The 26,893-nt window shown below is 57.8% G+C and carries 27 protein-coding genes; 13 read left to right on the forward strand and 14 right to left on the reverse strand.

Annotated features, from left to right (window positions below):
• Positions 1-4 precede the first annotated feature (4 nt).
• From rsmF to GT756_RS16175, 3 genes are all read left to right on the forward strand, one after another.
• Positions 5-1,438 carry a 16S rRNA (cytosine(1407)-C(5))-methyltransferase RsmF gene (gene rsmF / locus GT756_RS16165; protein ID WP_160124918.1) on the forward strand — a complete coding sequence of 478 codons (1,434 nt, stop codon included), beginning with the start codon at positions 5-7 and terminating at the stop codon, positions 1,436-1,438.
• Positions 1,439-1,554: 116 nt separating this feature from the next.
• Positions 1,555-1,794: a YebV family protein gene (locus GT756_RS16170; RefSeq protein ID WP_002911393.1), complete on the forward strand. Its 240-nt coding sequence runs from the start codon at positions 1,555-1,557 to the stop codon at positions 1,792-1,794.
• Positions 1,795-1,891: 97 nt separating this feature from the next.
• Positions 1,892-2,083, forward strand: a complete 192-nt coding sequence (locus GT756_RS16175) for a YebW family protein (RefSeq protein WP_002911395.1) — start codon at positions 1,892-1,894, stop codon at positions 2,081-2,083.
• Here GT756_RS16175 and pphA read toward each other — a convergent pair.
• On the reverse strand, positions 2,080-2,733 hold the full coding sequence (pphA, locus tag GT756_RS16180) for a protein-serine/threonine phosphatase (RefSeq protein WP_032456309.1): 654 nt from the start codon (positions 2,731-2,733) through the stop codon (positions 2,080-2,082). The genes GT756_RS16175 and pphA overlap by 4 nt on opposite strands.
• 156 nt (positions 2,734-2,889) lie before the next feature.
• Between pphA and GT756_RS16185 the strand changes: the two genes are divergently transcribed.
• Positions 2,890-3,858: a VirK/YbjX family protein gene (locus GT756_RS16185; RefSeq protein ID WP_064149721.1), complete on the forward strand. Its 969-nt coding sequence runs from the start codon at positions 2,890-2,892 to the stop codon at positions 3,856-3,858.
• A gap of 103 nt (positions 3,859-3,961) precedes the next feature.
• Positions 3,962-4,105, forward strand: a complete 144-nt coding sequence (locus GT756_RS16190) for an Ecr family regulatory small membrane protein (RefSeq protein ID WP_032425946.1) — start codon at positions 3,962-3,964, stop codon at positions 4,103-4,105.
• Positions 4,106-4,753: 648 nt separating this feature from the next.
• On the opposite strand, the gene GT756_RS16195 is transcribed toward GT756_RS16190, so the two are convergent.
• Genes GT756_RS16195 through yobA form a run of 3 tightly spaced genes read right to left on the reverse strand, consistent with a single transcriptional unit; the run spans position 4,754 to position 6,356 of the window.
• On the reverse strand, positions 4,754-5,092 hold the full coding sequence (locus GT756_RS16195; protein ID WP_174562445.1) for a YebY family protein: 339 nt from the start codon (positions 5,090-5,092) through the stop codon (positions 4,754-4,756).
• Positions 5,093-5,108: 16 nt separating this feature from the next.
• Positions 5,109-5,978: a copper homeostasis membrane protein CopD gene (gene copD, locus GT756_RS16200; protein ID WP_065696924.1), complete on the reverse strand. Its 870-nt coding sequence runs from the start codon at positions 5,976-5,978 to the stop codon at positions 5,109-5,111.
• 3 nt (positions 5,979-5,981) lie between these two features.
• On the reverse strand, positions 5,982-6,356 hold the full coding sequence (gene yobA / locus GT756_RS16205; RefSeq protein WP_065696923.1) for a CopC domain-containing protein YobA: 375 nt from the start codon (positions 6,354-6,356) through the stop codon (positions 5,982-5,984).
• 112 nt (positions 6,357-6,468) lie between these two features.
• Here yobA and GT756_RS16210 point away from each other — a divergent pair, with 112 nt between their 5' ends.
• Together GT756_RS16210 and exoX are read left to right on the forward strand one after the other, a co-directional pair.
• Positions 6,469-6,699 carry a DNA polymerase III subunit theta gene (locus GT756_RS16210; protein ID WP_002911406.1) on the forward strand — a complete coding sequence of 77 codons (231 nt, stop codon included), beginning with the start codon at positions 6,469-6,471 and terminating at the stop codon, positions 6,697-6,699.
• Between the two features lie 78 nt (positions 6,700-6,777).
• Entirely contained in the window at positions 6,778-7,437 is a 660-nt protein-coding gene (gene exoX / locus GT756_RS16215) for an exodeoxyribonuclease X (RefSeq protein ID WP_160124919.1), read from the forward strand.
• Between the two features lie 3 nt (positions 7,438-7,440).
• Here the strand turns inward: exoX and ptrB are convergent, their stop codons facing one another.
• From ptrB to GT756_RS16230, 3 genes are all read right to left on the reverse strand, one after another.
• The gene (ptrB, locus tag GT756_RS16220) at positions 7,441-9,501 is read right to left on the reverse strand and encodes an oligopeptidase B (protein WP_160124920.1); all 2,061 of its coding nucleotides are present in this window, start codon (positions 9,499-9,501) and stop codon (positions 7,441-7,443) included.
• 120 nt (positions 9,502-9,621) lie between these two features.
• The gene (locus tag GT756_RS16225) at positions 9,622-10,281 is read right to left on the reverse strand and encodes a tellurite resistance TerB family protein (protein WP_160124921.1); all 660 of its coding nucleotides are present in this window, start codon (positions 10,279-10,281) and stop codon (positions 9,622-9,624) included.
• Between the two features lie 195 nt (positions 10,282-10,476).
• A complete protein-coding gene (locus GT756_RS16230) occupies positions 10,477-10,824 on the reverse strand; it encodes a YebG family protein (protein ID WP_004203390.1) in 348 nt (115 codons plus the stop codon).
• 135 nt (positions 10,825-10,959) lie between these two features.
• On the opposite strand from GT756_RS16230, the gene purT reads away from it, so the two are divergent.
• Complete coding sequence (purT, locus tag GT756_RS16235; RefSeq protein ID WP_135711992.1) at positions 10,960-12,138, forward strand: formate-dependent phosphoribosylglycinamide formyltransferase; 1,179 nt, start codon at positions 10,960-10,962, stop codon at positions 12,136-12,138.
• A 58-nt stretch (positions 12,139-12,196) separates the two neighbouring features.
• Here purT and GT756_RS16240 read toward each other — a convergent pair whose 3' ends face one another.
• The 4 genes from GT756_RS16240 to GT756_RS25935 form a co-directional block, all read right to left on the reverse strand.
• Positions 12,197-12,838 carry a bifunctional 4-hydroxy-2-oxoglutarate aldolase/2-dehydro-3-deoxy-phosphogluconate aldolase gene (locus GT756_RS16240; RefSeq protein ID WP_002911423.1) on the reverse strand — a complete coding sequence of 214 codons (642 nt, stop codon included), beginning with the start codon at positions 12,836-12,838 and terminating at the stop codon, positions 12,197-12,199.
• Between the two features lie 38 nt (positions 12,839-12,876).
• The gene (gene edd, locus GT756_RS16245) at positions 12,877-14,688 is read right to left on the reverse strand and encodes a phosphogluconate dehydratase (RefSeq protein ID WP_004203393.1); all 1,812 of its coding nucleotides are present in this window, start codon (positions 14,686-14,688) and stop codon (positions 12,877-12,879) included.
• Positions 14,689-14,910: 222 nt separating this feature from the next.
• Positions 14,911-16,386: a glucose-6-phosphate dehydrogenase gene (zwf, locus tag GT756_RS16250; RefSeq protein WP_160124922.1), complete on the reverse strand. Its 1,476-nt coding sequence runs from the start codon at positions 16,384-16,386 to the stop codon at positions 14,911-14,913.
• A 10-nt stretch (positions 16,387-16,396) separates the two neighbouring features.
• Entirely contained in the window at positions 16,397-16,546 is a 150-nt protein-coding gene (locus GT756_RS25935; protein WP_032425929.1) for a hypothetical protein, read from the reverse strand.
• Positions 16,547-16,705: 159 nt separating this feature from the next.
• Between GT756_RS25935 and GT756_RS16255 the strand changes: the two genes are divergently transcribed.
• Complete coding sequence (locus GT756_RS16255) at positions 16,706-17,611, forward strand: MurR/RpiR family transcriptional regulator (RefSeq protein WP_072096624.1); 906 nt, start codon at positions 16,706-16,708, stop codon at positions 17,609-17,611.
• 125 nt (positions 17,612-17,736) lie between these two features.
• The gene (gene pyk / locus GT756_RS16260) at positions 17,737-19,179 is read left to right on the forward strand and encodes a pyruvate kinase (RefSeq protein WP_002911440.1); all 1,443 of its coding nucleotides are present in this window, start codon (positions 17,737-17,739) and stop codon (positions 19,177-19,179) included.
• Between the two features lie 57 nt (positions 19,180-19,236).
• On the opposite strand, the gene GT756_RS16265 is transcribed toward pyk, so the two are convergent.
• The gene (locus tag GT756_RS16265; RefSeq protein ID WP_053810189.1) at positions 19,237-20,571 is read right to left on the reverse strand and encodes a 2-hydroxycarboxylate transporter family protein; all 1,335 of its coding nucleotides are present in this window, start codon (positions 20,569-20,571) and stop codon (positions 19,237-19,239) included.
• A gap of 416 nt (positions 20,572-20,987) precedes the next feature.
• Here GT756_RS16265 and GT756_RS16270 point away from each other — a divergent pair, with 416 nt between their 5' ends.
• The 3 genes from GT756_RS16270 (at position 20,988) to dcuR (ending at position 24,453) form a co-directional block, all read left to right on the forward strand.
• Positions 20,988-21,935: an AEC family transporter gene (locus GT756_RS16270; RefSeq protein WP_032456321.1), complete on the forward strand. Its 948-nt coding sequence runs from the start codon at positions 20,988-20,990 to the stop codon at positions 21,933-21,935.
• A 62-nt stretch (positions 21,936-21,997) separates the two neighbouring features.
• Complete coding sequence (locus tag GT756_RS16275; RefSeq protein WP_108433297.1) at positions 21,998-23,683, forward strand: NAD-dependent malic enzyme; 1,686 nt, start codon at positions 21,998-22,000, stop codon at positions 23,681-23,683.
• Positions 23,684-23,736: 53 nt separating this feature from the next.
• Positions 23,737-24,453: a two-component system response regulator DcuR gene (gene dcuR, locus GT756_RS16280; protein ID WP_048295103.1), complete on the forward strand. Its 717-nt coding sequence runs from the start codon at positions 23,737-23,739 to the stop codon at positions 24,451-24,453.
• Between the two features lie 30 nt (positions 24,454-24,483).
• Here dcuR and lpxM read toward each other — a convergent pair whose 3' ends face one another.
• Both lpxM and mepM read right to left on the reverse strand, forming a co-directional pair.
• On the reverse strand, positions 24,484-25,455 hold the full coding sequence (gene lpxM / locus GT756_RS16285; RefSeq protein ID WP_017900217.1) for a lauroyl-Kdo(2)-lipid IV(A) myristoyltransferase: 972 nt from the start codon (positions 25,453-25,455) through the stop codon (positions 24,484-24,486).
• Between the two features lie 117 nt (positions 25,456-25,572).
• Positions 25,573-26,892, reverse strand: coding sequence for a murein DD-endopeptidase MepM (gene mepM, locus GT756_RS16290; RefSeq protein ID WP_004203403.1), 1,320 nt, complete (start codon positions 26,890-26,892; stop codon positions 25,573-25,575).
• Position 26,893 lies beyond the last annotated feature (1 nt).

The raw sequence follows: 26,893 nt of genomic DNA on the forward strand, positions 1-26,893 counted from the left end.
GCCTGTGGCCGAAAATACTGTCTATTTCCCTGAAGCGTTTCTTGCTCAAATGCGCGCGGCGATGCCGGCGCACCTCTCTTTCGACGAATTTATCGCCGCCTGTCAGCGCCCGCTACGCCGAAGTATTCGCGTCAATACGCTGAAAATCAGCGTCGATGATTTTCTCTCTCTGGTCGCCCCCTATGGTTGGCAGCTGACGCCGGTCCCGTGGTGCGAGGAGGGATTCTGGATCGAGCGGGACGACGACGACGCGCTGCCGCTGGGCAGCACCGCCGAACATCTCAGCGGTCTGTTCTATATACAGGAAGCAAGCTCAATGCTGCCGGTCGCCGCCCTGTTCGCCGATAACCCGCAGCCTGAACGAGTCATGGACGTTGCTGCCGCTCCGGGGTCGAAAACCACCCAGATCGCCGCCCGGATGAGCAATGCGGGCGGCATCCTGGCGAATGAGTTCTCCGCCAGCCGGGTGAAAGTGCTGCATGCCAACATCAGCCGCTGCGGCATCAGCAACGTCGCCCTGACCCATTTCGACGGCCGGGTGTTCGGCGCGGCATTGCCCGAAGCCTTCGACGCCGTTCTGCTTGATGCCCCCTGCTCCGGCGAAGGGGTGGTACGCAAAGATGCGGACGCGCTGAAAAACTGGTCGCCGGAGAGCAACCTCGACATCGCCGCCACCCAGCGCGAGCTTATCGACAGCGCTTTCCATGCCCTGCGCCCCGGCGGGACGCTGGTCTATTCGACCTGCACCCTGAACCGCGAAGAAAATCAGTCCGTCATTCACTGGCTGCTGTCCCGCTACCCGCAGGCGGTGGCGATCCAGCCGCTGGGAGAGCTGTTTCCCGGCGCGGCCGATGCCTTAACCGCCGAGGGATTTCTGCATGTCTTCCCGCAGATCTTCGATTGTGAAGGCTTCTTTGTCGCCCGCTTGCGCAAGACGGCGGCTATCGATCCGCTCCCGGCGCCGGGCTACAAGGTCGGCAAGTTCCCGTTTGCGCCGCTGAAGGGCCGGGAGGCCGCCGCGGCGACCGCCGCCGCCCGCGCTGTCGGGCTGGAATGGGACGCGAGCCACACGCTGTGGCAACGGGATAAAGAGCTGTGGCTGTTTCCGCAGTCTATGGAGCCTCTGTTTGGTCAGGTGCGGTTTTCGCGCATTGGCGTGCGTCTGGCGGAACTGCACAATAAGGGTTACCGCTGGCAGCATGAGGCGGTTATTGCCTTTGCCGCGCCGCAGCGCGCCTTCGAGCTGACGCTGGAGGAAGCGGAGGAATGGTATCGCGGACGCGACGTCTATCCGCAAACCCCGCCAGCGCAGGATGAAGTCATTGTCACCTTCCAGGGCGTGCCGCTGGGCCTGGCCAAGCGCGTCGGCTCCCGTCTGAAGAACAGTTACCCGCGCGAGCTGGTACGCGATGGGAAACTTTTTGCCGGCAAGGTGTGACGCCGCGCAAAAAATACGCACTTTTTGACTGGCGGTTTTCCCCCCATTGACTACGCTGAAAAATGACGGCCGCAACTGGTCGTACCACAACTCAGCTGAAAAAATGGGGTGAAGCGATGAGTAAAACCAATGTCCGCATCGGCGCGTTTGAGATAGACGATGCCGAACTGCATGGTGAACATCAGGGTGAGCGAACGTTAAGCATTCCCTGCAAATCCGATCCAGATTTATGTATGCAGCTTGACGCCTGGGATGCCGACACCAGCGTTCCCGCGATTCTCAATGGTGAACATTCCGTCCTCTACCGTAAACATTACGACCGCCAGTCCGATGCCTGGGTCATGCGCCTTGCCTGACGCCAATGAACCCGTCGCCTGAGACGGGTTATTTATTTCCCCGTCCCGCCGTCATCCCCTACACTAAACAGTATGTCCCCCCGAACATGAGGCCAGGATGTTTGCCTTAGTGTTGTTTATTTGCTATCTGGATGGCGGCTGCGAGGACATTGTGGTGGACGTCTACCGCGAGGAAACGCAGTGCCTGGTGGCGATGGAAGATCAGCGGATCCGCCACGGCGGCTGCTACCCGATAGAAGATTTTATTGACGGCTTCTGGCAACCCGCCAGCGAATACAGTGACTTTTAGTCTGCCGACTGCAGCGCCACCAGCGTCAGCGTGCCGCCGAACACAGCGCCGGTGTCAATATAGTGTTGATTGTCGTAGTCATAACGCGCGCGAAGCGGCGTATGGCCAAACCAGAAATGGTCAGCCCCGGCGATAGCGCCATGACGCCCCGCCAGATGTTCACTCAGACGATGGCGGCTCCACAGGACCCGCTGGGGATCCACCGGCTGCTGCCAGCGATAGACCGGCGCCGGATAATCGGCATGGGCGATCACATGCCGCACTTTTGCGCACTCCACTTCAATAATCAACGGCAGCCGCTGACAGCGCGCCAGCAGGCGATCGACGTCATCCCGCTGCCGCACGTTGCTCCGGGCGTACCAGTCGCCGCCGTTCATCTGCCAGAGCGTCATATCTCCGCTCTCCAGCGCCTCGAGCGCCATCTGCTCATGATTCCCGCGCACGGCCCGGAACCAGCGGCTGCGCAACAGGCCGAGACAGTCAGCGCTTTGCGGCCCGCGATCGATCAGATCGCCCACCGAGATCAGCAGATCGGCCCAGGGATCAAAGCGCAGTCGGCGCAGGCGAGCCATCAGCAGCGCAAAGCAGCCATGCAGATCGCCCATCAGCCAGATATTACGCCAGTCTCTGCCATTAATACGCTGATACATATAATTACCTCTCTGCTGTAATTATAGGTAATTCCAGCTTATAGCCGCTGTTTTTTATTTACACCTCAATCGATTTTAAACAAACGGCAAATATAGTCGGCCAGAGGATTAAGCTTATCAGCGCCTCGTTTTAAAATAGCAGGAAATAACAACGAGGTGTTTATCGTGACAGACAATAGCCTGCATTCATCCAGCGTGCTTACGCCGCGCTCGCATCTCATTGCCGATCTGGTGATGGGTAGATTAACACCCGCACCTATATGGCGGCAGAAAAATTACCGCTTTAAATTTCTGCTGCGCACGGCATTATTTTATAGCCCGACCAAAGCGATGCTGGAGGCGCTGAGCGCTCGTGACGATTTTAACCAGCTGCTGGCGGCGCAGGCGACGCTGCCGGGGAAAGTGCACCGTCAATATCTAACGCGCGATCTCAACGCCTGGCAGCGAGCGATGGCGGTAATAAGCCATTATCGCTATGTCGATACCCTGCGCAGTTCCCGGCTGGCGCATGCCATGACCGCGGTGTGCGAGGTCCCGTTGCTGACGCTCAATGGAAAGGATCAGCGCCAGTTTTCCCTCTCGGCCTCTTCGGCCGGGAAGGCCGAGCGTGAGGGTGAAACCACCCTGTGGCTGCGCGACAGCGATCATACCCTGCTGGCCAGCGCCACCTTCAGCGTGACCTGGGATGGCGAAGCCTGGCAGCTGGTCATCGGCGGCTTGCAGGGACCGCGACGCCACGTTTCTCATGAGGTGATCAAGCAGGCGACCCGCGCCTGCTACGGTCTGTTCCCGAAGCGCCTGCTGCTGGAGTTTATCTGGCTGCTGGCCGCTCGCAGCCATATCGCAGCGATTTACGGCGTTAGCGATAATGGCCATGTGTTTCGCGCCCTGCGCTATCGCCTGAGCAAGGGGCGCCATTTCCACGCCAGCTACGACGAATTCTGGCAATCCATCGACGGCAAGCCGGAAAGCCCCTGGCGCTGGCAGCTACCGCTGCGTCTGGAAAGAAAACCGCTGGAGAGCATCGCCAGTAAAAAACGGGCCGAATACCGGCGTCGATTCCAGCTGCTGGATCAGCTGGCGGAGCAGGTGGCAATATTGACGCAGCCGCTGCCGGGCGAGTAATTTCACGACCAGTGAACTCGCCCCGTCACGCGGCGTTTGCTTATTATGTTCTTATTTCGCTACTATCATGGTCCCCGCAGACCACTGGATAGTCGTTAGCATGATGAGTAAAACCGAAATTTTCCTGCTGATTATTCTCGCGGTCGTGCTGCTGGGCAGCATATGGTTTATTTTCAGCGATGAAATTTGGCTTCTACTCTGCTATCTGGAAAGTCAGATATTTCCCACCTTCAGCGTTCCGGAATAATACCGGACGCTCGGAACTACGCCCCTCAATATTATTTCCCGCCCTTTCGTGGGGCGCGGACGGCTAATCGCATGAATTGCCAAATCAATAAGGTTTTGTTTATTCTATTTATCATACAAATATGTATACTAGCAGCCTTCCGATGTTGGCCCGCCAGTTAACCTGCACGCCGGGCCTGTTTAGGTGCAGGTTTTTTCTTTTCCTCTCCCCTCGCTTACGGTTCCGCCTTCCCCATACCGTTCTTCCGCAGGATGCAATTTGTGTGTAAATGAATTGTGTATGCTAAAAACGGTGTGCTATAACGGGACATCCAGAGGCCAGCCTGGTGATTGACTGAATTGACTGACAGGATGTCGCTGGTGATCGCGAAAGCAGACAGATTAAGATAAAAAGAGACCGAATACGATTCCTGTATTCGGTCCAGGGAAATGGCTCTTGGGAGAGAGCCGTGCGCTAAAAGTTGGCATTAATGCAGGCTAAGTCGCCTTGCACTATAAGAATAGTTTAACGCGTCAGCTTTTCCAGTCTGCGGCCAATGTGGCCGAATAATTCCTGGAAAAGTGGGCGCTGCCAGCCAAAAAACCGCCACTGCCGTTGTCCGGCAAGGGCGGTTTTTTTTATGCTATTACAGCGAGATAGCGCGAAAATCTAGCAGAGCTTCTGCGCGCGCTCGATAAACGGCGCGAGGCTCATTTTTTGCCCAGGATGCTGCGGATCGTCGATCTGGATCACTGAGATCGGCTGGGCGGTGGTTTTGCCGGCTTTGACCTGCTGCTCAGCCACCTCATTGAGCGGATACTGGACCAGAGTGCTCGGGTTGATAACGTAAAGGGCATTGCCCGGACGACAGGTCAACATCACCTCTTCACGGTTGAACGCCCAGCTCTCCTTCCCTACCTCAAAGCGGCTCACGGTGATAATTTGCGGCGCCGCCAGTGCAGCGCCGGAGCTTGCCAGTAACAACATGGTCAGAACAATTTTTTTCATGATTTTGCCAGTTAATTCAATAAGGTTCCCAGGTGGCAAACAGACTGACGGCCAGCAGCGCCAGCGCGCCCAGCCCTATCTCAGCCTGCGTGGTTCGCAGGATCAGACTTTCCGCCCGCGAACCGCTTGCCGACATGCGCGGTACCAGAACATACCTGTTCACTAACGCAATTACCACCATCCCGGCCACCAGCGCACATTTGATCAACAGCAGACGTCCCCAGGGCGATGCGCCAATCATCCCTCTCTGGATCAACAGCGCATTGATCGCCCCGCTGGCAAGGGTGCCGGCGACGGCCAGATGCCCGTAACGTGAAAAGCGCGCCATGGTATAGACCGCGGCCTGCCGCCAGCGCCCCTGCGCCAGGCGCAGGCAATAGATAAAGGGCAACAGGCCGCCGAACCAGCTGGCAACGCAGAAGAGGTGGACAGCATGATTAGTCCGCTGCAGGGCGCCGAGTAAACCATCATGCATGGCGGCATGCCCTACCCCAGCGGAAAGCAGCAGCTGGGCCGCCAGCAGGGCCACCAGCTGGCGAGCGCCATGTCGGGGACGGATCCACACTACGGCGAGGGCGATCCACGCCAGCAGGATCTGCCAAATCCACACCCCGCCGAAGCGGGTGCCCGCCACCGCCTGCCAGACGGCGGGTTGCCAGACATCCGCCCAGCCGTCGCCCATCAATCCCCCCTGCAGCAGATACAGCGCCAGGGTAGAGAGGGCGCCGATCAGCAGCAGCGGGCGCAGCAGCGGATAGAAGCGCAGCATCAGTACGCGTCGCAGCGGCACCGGCGCCCACCAGGCGCCATACAGCACGCAGCCAAAAGCCAGCATCAGGGTGATAAAGTGCCCAAAGCGCAGAGTAATGTAGAGCCCGGTCAGCATCGCTTACTTCACGCTAAAGGTGTATTGCCCTTTGGTTTTATGGCCATCCACTGAGACCACATGCCAAGCCACAGTGTATTCTCCCGGCGGCAAGGTTTCCGCTACAGGCACGGTGACCTGGGCGGGGTTGTCGGCGCTGCGGGTCAGTTTGCCGGTGGCTACCGCATGCTGCTGTGGACCGGTGACGGTCACGCCGCTGAACGCGGGTTCAATGCCTTCGGAGAAACTGAGCGTCAACGTCTGCGGGGAGGCCGCCAGCTGCGCTCCGGCGGCGGGGATCTGCTGCTGCAGGTGAGCGTGGGCGAGCGCGCCCGCCGCGGTTAATAGCCCGGCAAACGCAACGGAGAGGCGCAATGCGCGTCCAGCAAAAAGTCGCATATTCGTCATTCCCTTTTGTTATGTCTGTAGCACAGAGAATAACCCTGTATAATGGCAGAGTCGAGCCGGGCGTCAGGCCCTGACCGGGTTTACAAGCAGAGTGGAGTGTATGATGGAAAGAAATCTGGCCAAAATTTCGCAAGATGAGATGGATAAAGTTAACGTCGATCTCGCCGCCGCCGGCGTCGCCTTTAAAGAGCGGTATAATATGCCGGTGGTCGCTGATTTGGTCGAGCGTGAACAGCCCGCCCATCTGCGCGACTGGTTCCGCGAACGGCTGATCGCCCATCGGCTGGCCTCCGTTTCACTGTCCCGCCTGCCCTGGGAGCCGAAACAGAAATAATGCCTACTTGCCTCCTCGCCGTCGGTTGGCAAGCCCGGCCAATTACTTTACGCTTATTGTTTTGCTCTGGAGCGAGCCATGCTGCGCGTCATTGATACCGAAACCTGCGGACTGCAGGGGGGCATCGTTGAAATCGCCTCGGTCGACATTGTCGACGGGCAAATCACCAATCCCATGAGTCATCTGGTGCGTCCTGACCGCCCCATCAGCCCGCAGGCGATGGCTATCCACCGGATTACCGAAGAGATGGTCGCCGATAAGCCGTGGATTGAGGAGATTATTCCGCACTATCATGGCAGCCCGTGGTACGTCGCGCATAACGCCAGCTTCGATCGTCGGGTGCTACCGGAGATGCATGGCGAGTGGATCTGTACGATGAAGCTGGCCCGCCGGCTGTGGCCGGGGATCAAATACAGTAATATGGGGCTCTATAAATCACGTAAGCTGAACGTGGCCACGCCGCCGGGGCTGCATCACCACCGGGCGCTGTATGACTGCTATATCACCGCTGCGCTGCTGCTGGATATCATCAACGTTTCCGGCTGGACGCCTGACGAAATGGCCGATATCACAGGTCGGCCGGCGCTGCTCACCACCTTTACCTTCGGCAAATATCGCGGTAAAGCCGTCGCCGAGATTGCTGAAAACGATCCAGGCTATCTGCGCTGGTTATTCAACAATCTCGACCGCATGAACCCAGAACTGCGCCTCACGCTCAAGCATTACCTTGGGGAATAGCCCCTACACTGCCGCTTTCCCCGGCAGTGTCCCCTGCGCCAGGGCGATGAAAAAGGCGTACTCCAGCGCCACCCCCTCATAGCTTTTAAAGCGCCCGGATTTTCCGCCATGCCCGGAGTCCATATCGGTGCAAAGCAGCAGCAGGTTATCGTCGGTTTTCAGTTCACGCAGTTTTGCCACCCACTTCGCCGGCTCCCAGTATTGCACCTGGGAATCGTGCAGCCCGGTGGTCACCAGCATATGCGGATACGCCTGCGCCTTCACGCCGTCGTAGGGGCTGTAGCTTTTCATGTAGTGGTAATAGGTTTCATCCTGCGGATTCCCCCACTCTTCAAATTCGCCGGTCGTCAGCGGAATGGTCTCATCCAGCATGGTGGTTACCACGTCGACGAACGGCACCTGGGCTATCACGCCGTGGAACAGCTCTGGACGCTCGTTAACGGCCACCCCCATCAGCATCCCGCCGGCGCTGCCGCCCATGCCATAGCAGAGCCGCGGGTCGCCGTACCCCTGAGCCAGCAGCGCGTCGCAGACGTCGAGATAGTCGTTAAAGGTATTTTTCTTACACAGGAATTTACCGTCCTCATACCACTGCTGACCCAGCTCGCCGCCGCCGCGGACATGGGCGATGGCGTAGACAAAGCCGCGGTTGAGCAGGCTCAGCCGACTGGCGCTGAAATCGGCATCGATACAGTCGCCATACGAGCCATAGCCATAGACCAGCAGCGGATTGCTCCCTTTACGAAAATGGTCGCGATGGTAGACCAGCGAGACCGGGACTTCGACGCCATCGCGGGCGGTCACCCACAGGTGCTCGCTCTGATAGCAGCGGGTGTCCAGCCCCTTTACCTCCTGCTGCTTGATCACCCGTCGTTCGCCGGTATCCATATCCAGTTCAAACAGGGTGTCGGGCGTGGTCATCGAGGAGTAGCCGTAGCGCAGGCGCGACGTTTCGGGCTCCGGATTATAGGCAAGCCAGGTGACATAGGCCGGATCGTCAAAGGCGATCCCCACCACCTCCCGGGTCTTGCGGTTAATCTGCCGCAGACTGGTCAGGCCGCGCTGACGCTCCTCGACGACCAGCCAGTCGGTAAACAGGGTAAATCCTTCAAGCATCACGTCGTGACGCGGCGGGATCAGCGTGGTCCACTGATCTTCATCGCGTAGCACGGTACGATAGAGACCAAAATTCTTCCCGTCCCGGTTGGATCGCAGATAGAAGGCGTGCTGATAGTGATCGAGGCTATATTCATGATCTTTACGCCGCGGCAGGAAGCAGACCGGCTCAGCGTCTGGCAGTTCGGCGTTGAGCAGCAGTACTTCGCTGGTGGTGGCGCTGGAGAGATAAATCACCACGAACTGCTGGGATGTGGTTTTATGCACGCTGACGTAGAAGGTCTCATCTTTTTCCTCGTAGACCAGCACGTCGCTCTGCGCCGGCGTCCCGACGGTGTGGCGCCAGACCTGATAAGGAAGCAGCGTGGTGGGATGTTTACGCACGTACCACACAAAGCGTGAATCGTTGCTCCAGGCAAAGCCGGAGGTGACATTTTCCAGGGTCTCCGGATACCACTCGCCGTTGCTGAGGTCGCAAAAACGCAGACCGTACTGGCGACGGGAGAGATAATCTTCCGCCACCGCCATCAACTGGTTGTTGGGCGCAATGCCCAGCCCGCCCAGGGTGTAAAACTCGCTCTTTGCCGCCCGCTGGTTGGCATCAAGCAGGATCTCCCACTCGTCCCACTCTTCTTTCAGCACCGACTGTCGCTGGTAGATAGCGTATTCGCAGCCCGGCTCATACACCTGCCGGTAGCGAAAGCCGTTTTTACTATAGGGGGCAGAGACTTCACGCTGCGGAATGCGGTCGATAATCTCTTTCAGCAGACGCTCCTGCAGGCTGAGCTGCGAATCCATCACTTGCTTGCCGTAGGCGTTTTCCGCGTGCAGATATTCCAGCACATCAGGCCGCGCGCGTTCATCGTCGCGCAGCCAGTAATAGTTATCGATGCGTGTATCGCCATGCAAGGTCATGGCGTGAGGGATCCGTTTGGCTTTAGGTGGCATGTTATTCTTCTGCTGCTTTTTCGTGACACAAGAGCATTCAGGCCGCAGGGTGGCGCCTGAATGATGACGTGTCTATAAGGGTGGCAAAAGACGCGGGCGATGCAAGCGAAACGTGATAATTTAAACGCTTAGCGCCTGTTTTTGTGACTGGATGTCCTGTTCGATGTCGGCCCGGACATCTTTTGGCAACGCCAGAGCCTCACCCAGGGCGTTGAGATAGCTGCGCTCCATAAAGTGGTCGATATCAATCACCGCGCAGCTGACGTAGAAGATCTCCAGCGCCTCCTGCGGGTCAACGATGCCCTCGGCGAGACGCTGCGGATCCAGCGGCTGAGCCAGCGCCTGGTCAATCAGCACCCGGGCCTGCACGTCAATATTGGCCTCCCGAAGCTGGGCTTCAATCCTCGCCCGCTCGTGATCGTCGATATGACCATCGCTTTTGGCGGCAAACACCAGGGCGGTGATCAACCGCACGCTGCGCGGATCGACCTCCGTCGGCGCCGCAGCCGTCTCGGGTGTCGGAGCGGGCGTGTTCTGAGCGCGCATTTTCTGCTGATACTTGTTCCACAATACGGTACCCGCCACCGCCCCACCGCCAGCCAGCAGCGCGCTGGTGCCATATTTCGCCAGCAGCTTGCGTGATGATTTGCTGGCCACCAGCAGCCCCGCCAGCCCGCCGATGGCGCCGGGCAGCAGGGCGCTCCCTTTTGACGACTCGCCGGACGGCGACGCGCCCTGCTGTCCGAGCAACGACTGCAGTTGATTTAGCCAGTTAGCCATGGTTTTCCTCTCAGGTGACAAACACTGTTATCAGCCTAAACGACGCGATGTCAGGAAATGTTAGACATGGCTAAAGATGCGCAAAGGTGCGCGCGGCGGGGGCTCCGGGTCCAGCCGACCAACCGACCAGCCCATCAGCCCATCAGCCCATCAGCCCATCAGCCCATCAGCCCATCAGCGGCTGACCGCCAGCCATCAGGCCGCTTTGGCTTTCCGCGTTTTGGCAGCTGGCGCGGCGGCCTCTTCCGCCGGGGAAGCCTCAGCGTCCGTTGACGGCGCGGGCGCATCGTGCGCAGTCGCATCCTGCTCCGGCAGTCTGCCGGCGCGCAGAATATGCTGCAGCGCCTCTTTACGCTCCGCCAGCCACATCGCCATGGTATCGCGCTGGGCATCGTCCATTTCCAGCGGCGATGCTACCAGCCAGTCATTCAGCACCTCTGCCAGATCGAGCATTTTGTCGTAAGCGTCGGCCTCTTTTTTGCTGGCAAAAGACATTTTTTCCTCACCTTCGCGGATCACTACATATTTAATTTCAACCGCCATGCTGCAGCCTCTTAGTACTGTGTTTTTATACAGTATAGCAAATTTCCCTTCCGGACTCAACTCACGCGCATAAAGACAGACGCAAACGTTTTCGTTTATAATCGACCGCATCTTTTTTTACTGCGGAAGAGAGTTATGACTGTATTAGGCACTGCGCTGCGCCCGGCAGCCACCAAAGTTATGCTGTTAGGCTCCGGCGAGCTGGGTAAAGAAGTCGCCATCGAATGTCAGCGTCTGGGCATTGAAACTATCGCCGTCGACCGCTACCCCGATGCCCCGGCGATGCAGGTCGCCCACCGCGCCCACGTCATCAATATGCTGCACGGCGAGAGCCTGCGCGCGCTGATCGAACAGGAAAAACCCGATTACATCGTGCCGGAGATCGAAGCTATCGCCACCGATACCCTGGTCGAACTGGAGCAGGCCGGGCAGAAAGTGGTTCCCACGGCGCGGGCAGCGAAGCTCACCATGAACCGCGAAGGCATACGCCGTCTGGCGGCCGAAGAGCTGCAGCTCCCCACCTCCAGCTACCGTTTCGCCGACAGTGAAGAAGCCTTCCGCGCGGCGGTTACCGAGATCGGTTTGCCATGCATCGTCAAGCCGGTGATGAGCTCCTCCGGTAAAGGTCAGAGCTTTATCCGCTCGGCTGACCAGCTCAGCGAAGCCTGGCGCTACGCCCAGCAGGGCGGCCGCGCCGGCGCCGGGCGGGTGATCGTCGAGGGGGTGGTAAATTTCGACTTTGAAATCACCCTGCTCACCGTCAGCGCCGTCGATGGCGTGCATTTCTGCGCCCCGGTCGGTCATCGTCAGGAAGATGGCGATTATCGTGAATCCTGGCAGCCGCAGCAGATGAGTGACCTGGCCCTTGAACGCGCGCAGAATATCGCCCGCAAGGTGGTGCTCGCGCTGGGAGGTTATGGCCTGTTCGGGGTGGAGCTGTTCGTTTGCGGCGATGAGGTGATCTTCAGCGAAGTCTCCCCGCGCCCGCACGACACCGGAATGGTAACGCTTATCTCGCAGGATCTCTCGGAATTCGCCCTGCACGTTCGCGCCTTTCTTGGGCTGCCTATCGGCGCCATCCGCCAGTATGGCCCAGCCGCTTCCGCGGTGATCCTTCCGCAGCTGACCAGTCAGAACGTCAGCTTCGGCCAGCTGCAGTCGGCCGTCGGAGCTGGCCTGCAGCTGCGTCTGTTCGGCAAGCCGGAGATTGACGGCACCCGTCGTCTGGGGGTGACTCTCGCCGTCGCCGATTCGGTGGAAGAGGCTGTGGCGCGGGCTAAAACCGCCGCCGCGGCGGTTATCGTCGAAGGGTAAAGACAAAAAAAACCCGGTCGCGTTGCCGCTGACCGGGTTGTTGACCTTGAGGCGCGGTTTACTTCGCGCCTTCCACCGCTTCACGCGCCAGGGTGGTGATGCGATCGTAGTCGCCAGCTTCCAGGGCGTCGGCCGGCACCAGCCAAGAGCCCCCGATGCACAGCACGCTGTTCAGCGCCAGGTAATCACGGTAGTTAGCCGGGGAGATACCGCCGGTCGGGCAGAAACGAATGTGACCGAACGGACCCGCAATCGCCTGCAGCGCTTTCACGCCGCCGTTGGCTTCTGCCGGGAAGAATTTAAACTCTTTCAGACCGTACTGCATGCCCAGCATCAGCTCGGAGACGGTGCTGATCCCTGGGATCAGCGGAATAGTGCCGTCTTCGGTCGCCGCTTTCAGCAGAGATTCGGTCAGCCCCGGGCTGATAGCGAACTGCGCGCCGGCTTCCGTTACCGCTTTCAGCTGCTCGACGTTGGTAACCGTGCCCGCGCCGACAATCGCATCCGGCACTTCTTTAGCAATTGCGCGGATCGCCTCCAGGGCGCACTCGGTGCGCAGAGTCACTTCCAGGACGCGCACGCCGCCCGCGACCAGCGCTTTCGCCATCGGTACCGCGTGTTCCAGCTTTTTCACTACGATAACCGGGACAACCGGACCGGAGGTGAGGATTGCTTCTGCTGTTGTTTTCCAGTTTTTCATCAGGATTTTCTCTCGCCAGATCTACAAATTAAATCGTCTTAAAAAGTGATGCAGGTTGCGCCCTGCTCCGCGCCAGAGAGCTTCTCACGCAGCGCCCCAAACATCTCCCGACCGGTTCCTACGCGCGACGCGCTGAGGTCAGGGATATGCGGCTGACGCGCCGCCAGTTCGGCATCGTCCACCAGCAGCGTCAGTTCCCCCGTCTGCCCGTTCACGCGAATAAGGTCGCCATCGCGCACTTTCGCCAGCAACCCGCCGTCATAGGCTTCAGGCGTGACGTGGATGGCTGACGGGACTTTACCGGAGGCGCCAGAGAGTCGGCCATCGGTCACCAGCGCTATTTTGAAACGGCGGTCCAATAATACACCAAGTGGCGGCATAAGTTTATGTAATTCTGGCATCCCGTTCGCTTTTGGCCCCTGATGACGGACCACCACCACGCAGTCTTTGTCCAGCAGACCCGCTTCGAAGGCCGGCAACACGTCGTGCTGGCTCTCGAACACCACCGCCGGCGCTTCGATCACCTGGTTCTCAGCCGGGACTGCCGAGGTTTTCATGACCGCGCGTCCCAGGTTACCGCTCAGCACCTTGGTGCCGCCGTGACGGGAGAACGGTTTCTCGAATGTCGCGATGACCTGATCGTCAAGCGGCGCCGTCGCCCCTTCCCGCCAGTCCAGCTCGCCGTTGTTGAGCCACGGCTCGAGGGTGTAGCGCGACAGACCGAAGCCAGCGACGGTGTGAACGTCCTCATGTAGCAGGCCGCCTTTCAGCAGCTCGCGCACCAGAACCGGAACGCCGCCCGCTGCCTGGAAATGGTTGATATCCGCCGGACCGTTGGGGTAGAGGCGCGCCAGCAGCGGTACCACGTCTGACAGGTCGGAGAAATCATCCCAGTTAATGATAATGCCCGCCGCGCGGGCCATCGCCACCAGGTGCATAGTGTGGTTGGTGGAGCCGCCGGTCGCCAGCAGCGCCACAATGCCGTTGACCACCACTTTTTCGTCAAACATTTTGCCCAACGGCATCCACTCGTTGCCATTGCCGGTCATGCGGGTGACCTGGCGCGCGGCGGCGGCGGTCAGCGCTTCCCGCAGCGGAGCATCCGGATGGACAAAGGACGAGCCCGGCAACTGCATGCCCATAAACTCCACCACCATCTGGTTGGTGTTCGCCGTACCGTAGAACGTACAGGTTCCCGGCGCGTGGTAAGAAGCGGCTTCGGACTCCAGCAGCGCCATGCGGTCAACTTTGCCCTCCGCGTACAGCTGGCGAATACGAACCTTTTCTTTATTAGGCAGGCCGCTGGCCATCGGACCGGAGGGAATAAAGACCGACGGCAGGTGGCCGAATGAGAGCGCGGCCATGGTTAGTCCGGGCACAATTTTATCACACACGCCGAGGTACAGAGCGCCATCGAACATGTTATGCGACAGGCCGATGGCCGCGGACATGGCGATCACTTCGCGACTCAGGAGAGAGAGCTCCATGCCGTCCTGTCCCTGGGTCACGCCATCGCACATCGCCGGCACGCCGCCGGCCACCTGACCGACCGCATTGGCGCTGTGCAGCGCTTTGCGAATGATATCCGGGTAGTGTTCATAGGGCTGGTGCGCGGACAACATATCGTTGTAGGAGGTGATGATGGCGATGTTGTTGCGCAACATGCTTTTCAGAGAGGCTTTGTCGTCGGCCTGACAGGCCGCGAAACCGTGAGCCAGATTGCCGCAGGCCAGTTGCGCACGATGCACGGTGTCGGTTTTGGCCTGGTTAATCCTTGCGAGGTAAGCCGCGCGGGTATCACGCGACCGTTCGATAATGCGATTTGTTACCCGTAACATTGTCGAATTCATAAAGGCTCCTCAAAATTTTATCTGTCCGGCCGCTGCGAGATGACGTGTTTTGGTGTCCGAAGCCACCAACACCAGCGCTCAGGGGCAAAATGTCTGAAGGCAGTGTAATAAAAAAAGCCCCGTGGGTGAATCCTCACGGGGCTTAAAAGATTAAAAAGCGTGCGACTTTCTGCGTCAGATCATGTTACCGGTAAAATAACCCTGACGGATAAGATCGCGAGCTTACTCAAACTCGTTCCACGAGCGTCCATCGCGGGTGATCATGGCCACCGAGGCCACCGGTCCCCAGGTCCCGGCCTGATACGGTTTCGGCGCATCGCGGTCGGCCGCCCAGGCTTCGGTGATGGAGTCCACCCACTTCCATGCCTCTTCCACTTCATCGCGGCGGACGAACAGCGCCTGGATACCGCGCATGGTCTCGAGCAGCAGACGTTCATAGGCATCGGCCAGATGCGTCTGGTTGAAGGTTTCGGAGTAGCTCAGATCCAGCTTGGTGATCTGCAGGTTGTGCTTATGGTCGAGGCCCGGCACTTTGTTCAGGACCTGGATATCCACCCCTTCGTCCGGCTGCAGACGAATGGTCAGCTTGTTCTGCGGCAGCTCCTGCCAGGTTTCTTTAAACAGGTTCAGCTCCGGCGTTTTGAAGTAAACCACCACTTCGGAACATTTGGTTGGCAGACGTTTGCCGGTACGCAGATAGAACGGTACGCCAGCCCAGCGCCAGTTATCGATATCAACGCGGATCGCCACGAAGGTTTCGGTGTTGCTGGTTTTGTTCGCCCCCTCTTCTTCGAGGTAGCCTGGCACTTTTTTGCCCTGGGCAAAGCCGGCGGTGTACTGGCCGCGAACGGTTTTCTCGCGCACATTGGAGCGGTCAATACGGCGCAGGGATTTCAGCACCTTGACCTTTTCATCACGGATGCTGTCGGCGCTGAGATCGGACGGCGGCGACATGGCAATCATGCACAGGATCTGCAGCAGGTGGTTCTGGATCATGTCGCGCATCTGTCCGGCCTGGTCGAAGTACCCCCAGCGCCCTTCAATGCCTACCTCTTCCGCGACGGTGATTTCCACATGATCGATGGTACGGCAGTCCCAGTTATTGACGAACAGAGAGTTGGCAAAGCGCAGCGCCAGCAGGTTGAGGACTGTCTCTTTTCCGAGGTAGTGATCGATACGGTAGACCTGGCACTCTTCAAAAAACTCGCCGACCTGATCGTTGATTTCCCGCGAGGTTTCCAGCGAGGTGCCCAGCGGTTTTTCCATAACCACGCGCGCAGGCTTGGCATTGAGCTTCGCTTCGCCCAGACCTTTACAGATGGCGCCAAAGGTGCTCGGCGGCATGGCGAAATAGTTGATGGTGACGCGATTGTTTTGGTCCAGCATGTCACCCAGGCGGGTGAAGCCGCTGGTGTCATTGACGTCAAGATTACAGAACTCCAGGCGGCCGCTCAGGGAATCCCACAAACCTTCATCAATTTTTTCCTTCATGAAGGTTTCCAGCGCTTCGCGCACCACTTTGGTGTAAGCCGCTTTATCCCAGTCGGCACGGCCGACGCCAATGATCCGGGTGTCGGCGTGGATCTGGCCCGCCTTTTCAAGCTGATACAGGGAAGGCAACAATTTACGCCGCGCCAGGTCGCCCTTCGCGCCGAAAATGACCAGGTCGCATGCCTGGGCCGTTTGCGTTACCGCCATGTCATTCTCCTCAGTTGATAGTCTGGTGCTTTTGCCAGGCTATATTTGTAATTTTCTTACACTGCACTGTACTGTGTTTACCTGTTTCCCGAAAGCCTTCCCCTCCGTTTGCAGCGGGAAAACCGCACAGGGTGAAAACATTCGGCGATGATTTAGGCATTTGGCTGATATTGTTCGTTGTTTGTACCTGTTTCAGGTCAGTAAAATACGACTCTGATCATGTAATGAAAAAAAACAACATTTTTTCCCGTCATTCCTCACCGCTTGCGCTTGCGGAGGGGTATATTCTTGCTAAAACGCCCGATGATTTCACCCATTAATGAAATCGTTTCCATTGATGAGCGCCCTGTTACTAATGAACATGCTGGAAAAAATCCAGTCCCGACTGGAACACCTTAGCAAATCTGAACGCAAAGTGGCGGAAGTGATCCTTGCCACCCCCGCGCAGGCCATTCATTCGAGCATCGCCGCCCTCGCCCTTGAGGCCGGAGTGAGCGAACCGACCGTCAATCGCTTCTGCCGTAGTCTCGAAACCCGCGGCTTTCCTGACTTCAAACTGCATCTCGCCCAGAGCCTTGCGCACGGCACGCTCTATGTTAACCGCAATGTTGATGAAGACGACAGCGTTGAGTCATACACGGGAAAAATATTTGAATCGGCCATGGCGAGTTTAGATCAGGTCCACCATTCTCTCGACATGTCGGCGGTGAATCGTGCGGTGGATCTGCTGACTCAGGCAAAAAAAATCGCCTTTTTCGGCCTCGGCTCCTCGGCGGCGGTCGCTCATGACGCGATGAACAAATTTTTCCGCTTTAACGTGCCGGTCATCTATTCCGACGACATTGTCCTGCAACGCATGAGTTGTATGAATTGCGATGACGATGATGTGGTGGTGATTATCTCACATACCGGAAGAACCAAGAGCCTGGTAGAGCTGGCGCAGCTGGCGCGTGAAAACGATGCCATGGTGATCGCTCTCACCTCCCCCGGCTCGCCGCTGGCCCGGGAAGCCACGCTGGCCATTACCCTGGATGTGCCGGAAGATACCGACATCTATATGCCGATGGTCTCGCGTCTGGCCCAGTTGACCGTCATTGACGTGCTGGCGACAGGCTTTACCCTGCGCCGGGGGGCAAAATTCAGAGATAACTTGAAGAGGGTCAAGGAAGCGCTGAAGGAATCGCGTTTTGATAAAGAACCGTTCGTACCCAGTGATAATCAATAAAAGTTGATAACAAGCAGTACCCCATTACACCTTCGATAACGATCCGGCTGTGCGACGTTGCAGGCTGGCGCTACCGAATCCATGTTCACGCAACACCAAAGTTGTATCAGTCAACGGAGTATTACATGTCCAGAAGGCTTCGCAGAACCAAAATCGTTACTACCTTAGGCCCGGCAACTGACCGCGATAACAACCTGGAAAAAGTTATCGCCGCGGGCGCAAACGTAGTGCGTATGAACTTCTCTCACGGCACCCCGGAAGATCATCAGCTCCGTGCCGATAAAGTGCGTGAGATCGCGGCAAAACTGGGCCGTCACGTGGCCATCCTCGGCGACCTCCAGGGACCAAAAATTCGCGTATCGACCTTCAAAGAAGGCAAAATTTTCCTCAACGTCGGCGATAAATTCCTGCTGGACGCCAACCTCGGCAAGGGCGAAGGCGATAAAGAGAAAGTCGGAATCGACTATAAAGGCCTGCCGGCGGACGTCGTGCCTGGCGATATCCTGCTGCTCGACGATGGTCGTGTGCAGCTGAAAGTCCTCGAAGTTCAGGGGATGAAAGTCTTCACTGAAGTGACCGTTGGCGGCCCGTTGTCCAATAACAAAGGGATCAACAAGCTCGGCGGCGGCCTGTCTGCCGAAGCGCTGACCGACAAAGACAAGGCCGATATCGTCACCGCCGCTAAAATCGGCGTCGACTATCTCGCCGTCTCCTTCCCGCGCTGCGGCGAAGACCTGAACTACGCCCGTCGCCTGGCGCGCGATGCCGGCTGTGATGCGAAAATCGTCGCCAAAGTCGAGCGTGCGGAAGCCGTCTGCGATCAGGACGCCATGGACGACGTGATCCTCGCCTCCGATGTGGTGATGGTTGCCCGCGGTGACCTTGGCGTCGAAATCGGCGATCCGGAGCTGGTGGGCATCCAGAAAGCGCTGATTCGTCGTGCGCGTCAGCTGAACCGTTCCGTCATTACCGCCACCCAGATGATGGAGTCGATGATCACCAACCCGATGCCGACCCGTGCGGAAGTCATGGACGTGGCCAACGCCGTGCTGGATGGTACCGATGCCGTGATGCTCTCCGCGGAAACCGCTGCCGGTCAATACCCGTCAGAAACCGTGGCCGCGATGGCGCGCGTGTGTCTGGGCGCCGAAAAAATCCCGAGCCTCAACGTCTCCAAACACCGTCTGGACGTCCAGTTCGACAACGTGGAAGAAGCGATTGCCATGTCGGCGATGTATGCCGCCAACCACCTGAAAGGCATCACGGCTATCATCACCATGACCGAATCAGGCCGCACCGCGCTGATGACCTCGCGCATCAGCTCCGGTCTGCCAATTTTCGCTCTGTCCCGCCACGAGCGCACCCTGAACCTGACCGCCCTCTACCGCGGGGTGACGCCGGTGTTCTTCGACAGCCAGAATGACGGGGTGGCCGCTGCGCACGATGCCGTCAATCTGCTGCGGGACAAAGGCTACCTGGTCTCCGGCGATCTGGTGGTTGTTACCCAGGGTGACGTGATGAGCACCATCGGCAGCACCAACACCACGCGTATCCTCACCGTCGAGTAAGCCTCGGTGTCTACCTGCCAGCGATACGGCTGGCAGGTTTTTTTGCCCTCCGGCAGGCTACACCATCCAGCTCAGTAATAGCGTCGCGGCGATCACCGTCGACGCCCCGCCGATACGCGTCGCAATCTGTGCAAACGGCATCAATCCCATGCGGTTTGAGGCCGAGAGAATGGCCACATCCCCCGTTCCGCCTAACCCGCTGTGGCAGCTGGTGACAATGGCGGCTTCCACAGGATACATATTTAGACGTGAAGCGATAAAGAACCCGCTCAGCGCCATGGCAATGACAATTGAGCCGCACACCACGACGTAGCCAACGGAGAAGACCGATACCACGCTCTCCAGCGGTACATACAGCATGCCCAGGCCGATCATCAGCGGCCACACCAGCGCGGCGGAGACGAACTTGTAGCAGCTGTGCGCCCCCAGTTCCATCGCCGCCGGGATAACTTTGGTATATTTGCAGAATACCGCCGCCAGAATCATCAGCACCGGCCCCGGAATATGCACCACCTTCTCCAGCAGGCCGCCGACAATGAAAAAGGCGCAAATCATCAGCAACCCGGCGCCCATGAGCTGAAAATCGGTCGGCTGCGTACTCTGATTCTGCGCAAAGACGCTGTTATCTTCATGGCTGCGGATCAGTAGCCCGTTGCCGGACAGCGCCGGGCGACGGGCGCCCATGCGGGCCAGAAAGCCGGCGCAGATAATGGCGAAGATGTTACCCACCACCGCCGCCGGCGCCAGCTGGGCCACGTAGACATCAGGCGTCTGCCCGAGGATCGCCGAATAAGCCAGCGACAACGGCAGGATCCCTTCGCCAATGCCGCCGCCGATAATCGGCACAATGATAAAGAAGAAGGTGTGATACAGACTGTAGCCGAATAAGCTGCCCACCAGCAGGCCGGTGGCGATTGCCGCGCCGGTCCCAACCACCAGCGGGACAAACATGCGCACCATCCCCTGGATCAGAATCGTGCGGTTCATTCCCAGGATACTGCCGACCACCAGGCAGGCGATGACGAAATAGAGGAGATTGGCCTCCTTCATCAGCAAATGCACGGTATCGAGCGTATGCGCTTCAAACACGCCAAAGTAGACCAGCACTGAGGGCATCATCAAACACAAAATCGCCGGACCGCCAATATCTTTTAACACCGGCACCATGCGGCCAATTTTCGCCAGCGCGAACCCCAGGGTCATGATGACCGCCAGTCCGCCAATCATGTTTTTTGGCAACAACCCCGCGCCCGCGGAGAGCGCCACTATCGCGGCGATACCGATGAACAGCGTTAATGGCACAGCGCCGACTTCGATATTGGCGAAAAGTCGAGTCGCTTGCCCGTTCGGCAATGTTTTATCTATCGGTTGGTTGAGTGAATTATTTTTCATATTTTTACCTGAATAATAAAGAGGTCACGTAGGGTCAGGATGCAATATTAAAATTGCGCAGCACTATGAATTCAAAAGCGCTAAACGCCGTATCAACTAAATACACCGAAACGGTAACACAGGACTTTAAAACTAAAAACGACAACCGTATTAACGCTGTCGGCTTTGTGACTGAGCCATAAAGTTTATTTTAAGTAATTTAATTTATTATCACGAAGCTAAAGTTATCGCCCGCTAAAATAATTATTCCTGTTAATGCAACCCCATGATTTAATCCTCTTTTCCCTATTTGTAACTAAAGTAGCCAAGGCGAAATTATTTAAATCCAGATGACTGTGATGGCTATCACCTTTTAAATATTAGGGGATCGTTAGATTGGCAGCACAACAAACCGATAATATATGTCAGGACATTTTATGCCTTCACTGCTCTTGCAATCTCTTTTCCCGTTGGTATTTATCATGCTGCTCGGATGGCTTAGCGGCAAACTCGGCTATACTCGCCGTGAGGACGCATCCGTTCTCGCCACGGTAGTTATCCGCTTTGCGCTTCCTTTTCATCTTTTTATCGGCGCATTACATACCAGCCCGGATAAAATAAAAAACTTCACCTTTATGGCGGTGCTGGTTATCGGTCTGATGGGGTCGTATTTTCTTACGCTACTGATCTCGCGCTATGTTTTTCGTCATGATATTAAAACTAGCGCGATTCAGTCGCTGGTTTGCGCCTTCCCCGATATGGCCTACTTCGGCGCTCCCGTGCTGGCGGTGCTGATAGGTCCGGAGGGCTTTCTCGGGGTGCTTATCGGAAACCTGGTGACCAGCGTGTTGATGATCCCTCTGACCATCATCCTGATCCGCATGGGAGACCAGCCCGGAGACGCTGGGGATCCCCAGCTCCACGCCGGGCAGTTGATCCTGCAAAACCTGCTGAAAGCCGTGAGAAACCCCATTGTCTGGATCCCCATTTCCGGCGTACTGCTCAGCCTGGCCGGGATCCAGCTGCCGCATCTGCTCAGCGTACCCGTTGAAATGGTGGGTAAAATCGCCGGCGGTCTGTCACTCTTCGCCCTTGGGCTGCTGTTTTACGGTGAACGTCCGACGGTCAATATTCAAACCTGCACCAACATCAGTATTAAAAACCTGATCCAGCCGGCCATGATGGCGCTGGCCGGGCTAGCCTTTGGGCTCAGTCATACCCTGATGCAACAGGTTATTATCATCGGCGCGACGCCTTCCGCTATCGCGGCAGGGATGTTTGCCCTGCGCAGCGATACCTATATTGAACCCGCCTCATCTTCTATTTTGCTGGGCACCGCCATCGGCGTGGTCACCGAAGGCGTCATGATTTATCTCATTTCGTAATCACGGAAATAAAATACCTAGACATCAGGCAATGTTTTAATTTGATATTCAGGAGTCATGTCATGTTAGCCACAGAAACCTTATACACCCCCTATAATGGTGCCGTCCTGCTGGAAAACCCGTTATTAAATAAAGGCCTCGCGTTTACGGAAAGCGAACGCACAGCGTTTAATCTTCAGGGACTGTTACCGCACAATGTGGAAACCATTGAAGAACAAACCGAGCGCGCATGGGGCCAGTTTTGCCAGTTCAAAAAAAGTATTTCGCGCCATATTTATCTCAGAAATATTCAGGACACCAACGAGACGTTATTCTATAACCTGCTGCGCAGCCATATGAAAGAGACGCTGCCGATTATTTATACCCCGACGGTGGGTGAAGCATGCGAACATTTTTCAGAAATATATCGCCGAGGACGCGGCCTGTTCATCTCCTGGCCCAACCGTCACCATATTGACGAGATGCTGCAGGGATTTTCCCGCAACGATATCAAAGTCATCGTGGTGACCGATGGCGAGCGTATTCTGGGGCTGGGCGACCAGGGGATTGGCGGGATGGGGATCCCCATCGGCAAACTCTCGTTATATACCGCCTGCGGGGGTATTCATCCGGCATCAACGCTGCCCATTATGTTAGATGTCGGTACCAACAATCCGCAGCATCTGGAAGATCCGCTGTATATGGGCTGGCGACATCCGCGCATCAGCGACGAGCAATACCTGGAGTTTATGGACATGTTTGTCCATGCCGTTCAACAGCGCTGGCCGAATGTCTTGCTCCAGTTTGAAGATTTTGCCCAAAAAAATGCCACGCGACTGCTCAACCGCTATCGACACCAGCTGTGCTGTTTTAACGATGATATTCAGGGAACCGCCGCCGTGACGTCGGGGACGCTGATCGCCGCCGCTGCCGCCGCCGGGACGCCGCTCCGCGATCAGCGGGTGGTTTTCCTTGGCGGCGGTTCGGCCGGATGCGGCATTGCGGAAAAAATCATTGCGCTGATGGTGGATGATGGGCTCTCAGAGACGGAAGCACGCCGCCGCATCTTTATGGTTGACCGCTTTGGTCTGCTGACTGATGAGATGCCTAATCTGCTCGATTTTCAGCGCGAGCTGGTCACCCCCCGAGCCAGTATCGCCCACTGGGATACCGAGGCGGCCCAGCTGTCGCTGATGGATGTCGTACGCAACATCCACCCTACCGTGCTGATCGGCGTGTCAGGCCAGCCGGGGCTGTTTAGCGAAGAGATAGTGAAAGAGATGCATCGGCACTGCCCGCGTCCGATTATTATGCCGCTCTCTAACCCCACCTCCCGGGCCGAGGCCCAGCCGAAGGATCTGCTGGAGTGGACTCGGGGTAGCGCGCTTATCGCCACCGGCAGCCCGTTCGACTCCGTCTTCTATGACGGCAAAACCTACGACATCGCACAGTGCAATAACGCCTATATTTTCCCCGGTCTGGGGCTGGGGATCCTTGCCAGTAAAGCCGAGCGCGTCACCGAAGCAATGCTTATCACCTGCAGTAAAACGCTGGCCGCCCACTCGCCTCTGGCGACCCGCGAAACCGGCGGGTTGCTGCCGCCGGTAGAAGAGATCGAAATGATTTCCCGGGCCATTGCCGCTGATGTCGCCCGCGCGGCTCAGCAGGACGGCGTAGCGCCGCAGATTGACGAGGTGCAACTGGCGGCGAATATCGATAAAACCTTCTGGCGAGCGCGCTACACCGCGTATAAACGTTCGTCATTGTGATCGCTCATCTCGCGGGAAGCCGGCAGGCTTCCCGCCACTCGGGGGAACCACTCATGTTCAATGTGCTGATTGTCGATGATGATCCCATGGTGGCCGAACTGAACCAGTTATTTATCAGCCGGGTAGCTGATTTTCACTGCTGTGGAGTAGCGGCGACGATCGCCGACGCCAAAGCGATGCTAAGCCATCTGGCGCAGGTCGATCTGCTGCTGCTGGATGTCTATATGCACCAGGAGAGTGGCCTGGACCTGCTGCCGGCGCTTCGCGCTGAGGGGCGGAATATTGACGTCATCATGATGACGTCCGCCGCCGATGCGCTCACCGTCCAGACGGCACTGCGCTATGGCGTGGTTGATTACCTGATTAAACCGTTTCAGTTGTCGCGCTTTGAGGAGGCGCTGCGGACCTGGCGCAATAAACGCGATGCGAAGCAAGCGAAATCCTGCTACGCCCAGGCGGATATCGACACCCTGCTACGCCGCGGGGTTCTGCAACAGGACGGTCCCCGCCGCTTGCCGAAAGGGCTGACGCCGCAAACGCTTCGCCTGGTGTGCCGGTGGATAATCGCGCATCAGGCGCGGGATTTTTCAACCAATGAGCTGGCGGCGGCGCTGCAGATCTCCCGAGTATCGTGCCGCAAATACCTGATCTGGCTGGAGCAGATCAACGTGCTCTTCACCAGCAATCACTACGGCATCACCGGCCGCCCGGAGTATCGCTACCGGCTTGTGGCCGAGAGCGTGATGTTGCTGACGCAATATAGCCAGTGAGCCTGGAATGCCCACTGGCGCGCTTGCAGTCTACTTCTTAGGGTACAGCTCTTTGCGTTTGTAGGGCTCGATTTCACCCGGCTTGCGCGTCTTCAGCAGCTTCAGGATCCAGGTGTACTGCTCGGTGTGCGGCGTAACAAACACCTCCACCTCTTCGTTCATCCGCCGGGCGATTGTTGTATCGTCAGCGTCCAGCAGATCGTCCATCGGCGGGCGCACCAGCACCGTCAGGCGATGCGTCTTGCCATCGTAGACCGGGAACAGCGGAACGACGCGGGCGCGGCATACCTTCATTAAGCGGCCAATCGCCGGCAGGGTGGCCTTATAGGTAGCGAAGAAATCCACAAACTCGCTGTGCTCGGCGCCGTGATCCTGATCGGGCAAATAGTAGCCCCAGTAGCCCTGGCGCACCGACTGAATAAACGGTTTGATCCCGTCGTTGCGCGCATGCATCCGTCCGCCAAAACGACGACGCACGGTATTCCACACGTAATCGAAGACCGGGTTGCCCTGGTTGTGGAACATCGCCGCCATCTTCTGCCCGCCGGAGGCCATCAGCATCGCCGGGATATCCACACCCCATGCATGCGGGACGAGGAAAATCACCTTCTCGTTATTGCGCTGCAGCTCGTCGATGATCGCTTTACCCTGCCAGTCGACGCGGGCGAGAATTTTCTGCGGATCGCGCAGGCCCAGCTCGGCCATCATCACCATCGCCTGCGGCGCCGAGGCGTACATGGCGTCGATGATCGCTTCCCGCTCGTGCTCGCTTTTTTCCGGGAAGCAATACAGCAAATTAATCTGCGCCCGGCGGCGCGAGCTTTTCGCCAGACGCCCAACCAGACGACCGAGTTTGCCGAGGAGCGGATCGCGGAAGGATGGCGGCGTCAGCGCAATACCGGCGAAGGCAAAAACACCCAGCCAGGCGCCCCAGTAGCGCGGCAGTAAAAAAGATTTTTCAAACTTAGGGATAAACTCAATATTATTTTTTTTCGTTTCCATGCCCAATCCGCAGATCGACTGCTTAATCAAGATAATGGGATAGTGTAGCGAGACGTTGGGTATCCTACAAAAGAAAAAGCCGGCGCCCTGGGGCACCGGCTTTCCACTGACCGGTGGTTAGTCAAACCGCAGCTGCGGAACGACCTCTTTGACCTGCGCCAGATAATCGGTACGGTCGGAACCGCTCAGCCCTTCGGTACGCGGCAGTTTCGCCGTCAGCGGGTTGACCGCCTGCTGGTTGATCCACACTTCGTAGTGCAGGTGCGGCCCGGTAGAGCGTCCGGTATTCCCCGATAGCGCAATACGATCGCCGCGCTTCACTTTCTGCCCCGGCTTCACCAGCAGCTTACGCAGGTGCATGTAGCGAGTGGTATAGGTACGGCCGTGGCGGATCGCCACGTAATACCCGGCGGCGCCGCTGCGCTTGGCCACCACCACTTCGCCATCGCCCACTGCCAGCACCGGCGTTCCCTGCGGCATCGCAAAATCGACGCCACGGTGCGGCGCGACGCGCCCGGTGACCGGATTCAGACGACGCGGGTTAAAATTAGAGGAGACGCGGAACTGACGCGCTGTCGGGAAGCGCATAAAGCCTTTCGCCAGCCCTGTCCCGTTGCGGTCGTAGAATTTACCGTCTTCGGCACGGATGGCAAAGTAGTCCTTCCCGTCGGAGCGCAGACGCACGCCGAGCAGCTGGCTTTGCTCGCGTTTGCCGTCAAGCATTTCGCGGGACATCAATACCGAGAACTCATCGCCTTTCTTCAGCTTACGGAAATCCATCTGCCACTGCATGGCCTTGATCACCGCGCTGATTTCCGTGCTGGTCAGCCCGGCATCGCGCGCGCTGGAGACAAAGCTGGCGCCGACGGTGCCCTTCAGCACGCTGTTGACCCAGTCGCCTTTCTGCAGCTCGCTGCTCATTTTAAAGCCGTTATCCACGCGGGTATAGGTGCGGGTTTCGCGGCGGGACATCTCCCAGGTCAGACTCTGCAGATCGCCGTCGGCGGTCAGGGTCCAGGAGAGCTGCTGGCCAATCTTCAGATTACGCAGCTCTTTATCGGCGGAGGAGAGCTGGGCGATATCACCCATATCGATACCGTACTGATTCAGGATGCTGCTAAGGGTATCGCCGGTCGACACCACGTATTCGTGCCCGCCGGCATCGCTATCGGCTTTTTCGTCGAGTTCATCCTGAGGAATGGCTTCTTCTTCCTGCGGGGCCTGATCGATCGGCTCGGAGGCTTCCGGCAGCAGGGAGCGGATCTCGCTTTTTTCCAGCTCAATGGTTCTGACGATGGGGGCGGATTCCGGGTGGTAAATGTAGGGTCGCCAGACGGCGACCGCTAAGGTAAGAACGCTAAGCGACCCCAGCATAACGCGATGAGGTCGTGGCAGATTGTTAAATGCCTGAGTGACAGCGCGGGCTATCTGTTGCACG

The organism is Klebsiella sp. Q2 (assembly GCF_009900705.1).
In the GTDB taxonomy this organism is placed as follows: domain Bacteria; phylum Pseudomonadota; class Gammaproteobacteria; order Enterobacterales; family Enterobacteriaceae; genus Klebsiella; species Klebsiella quasipneumoniae.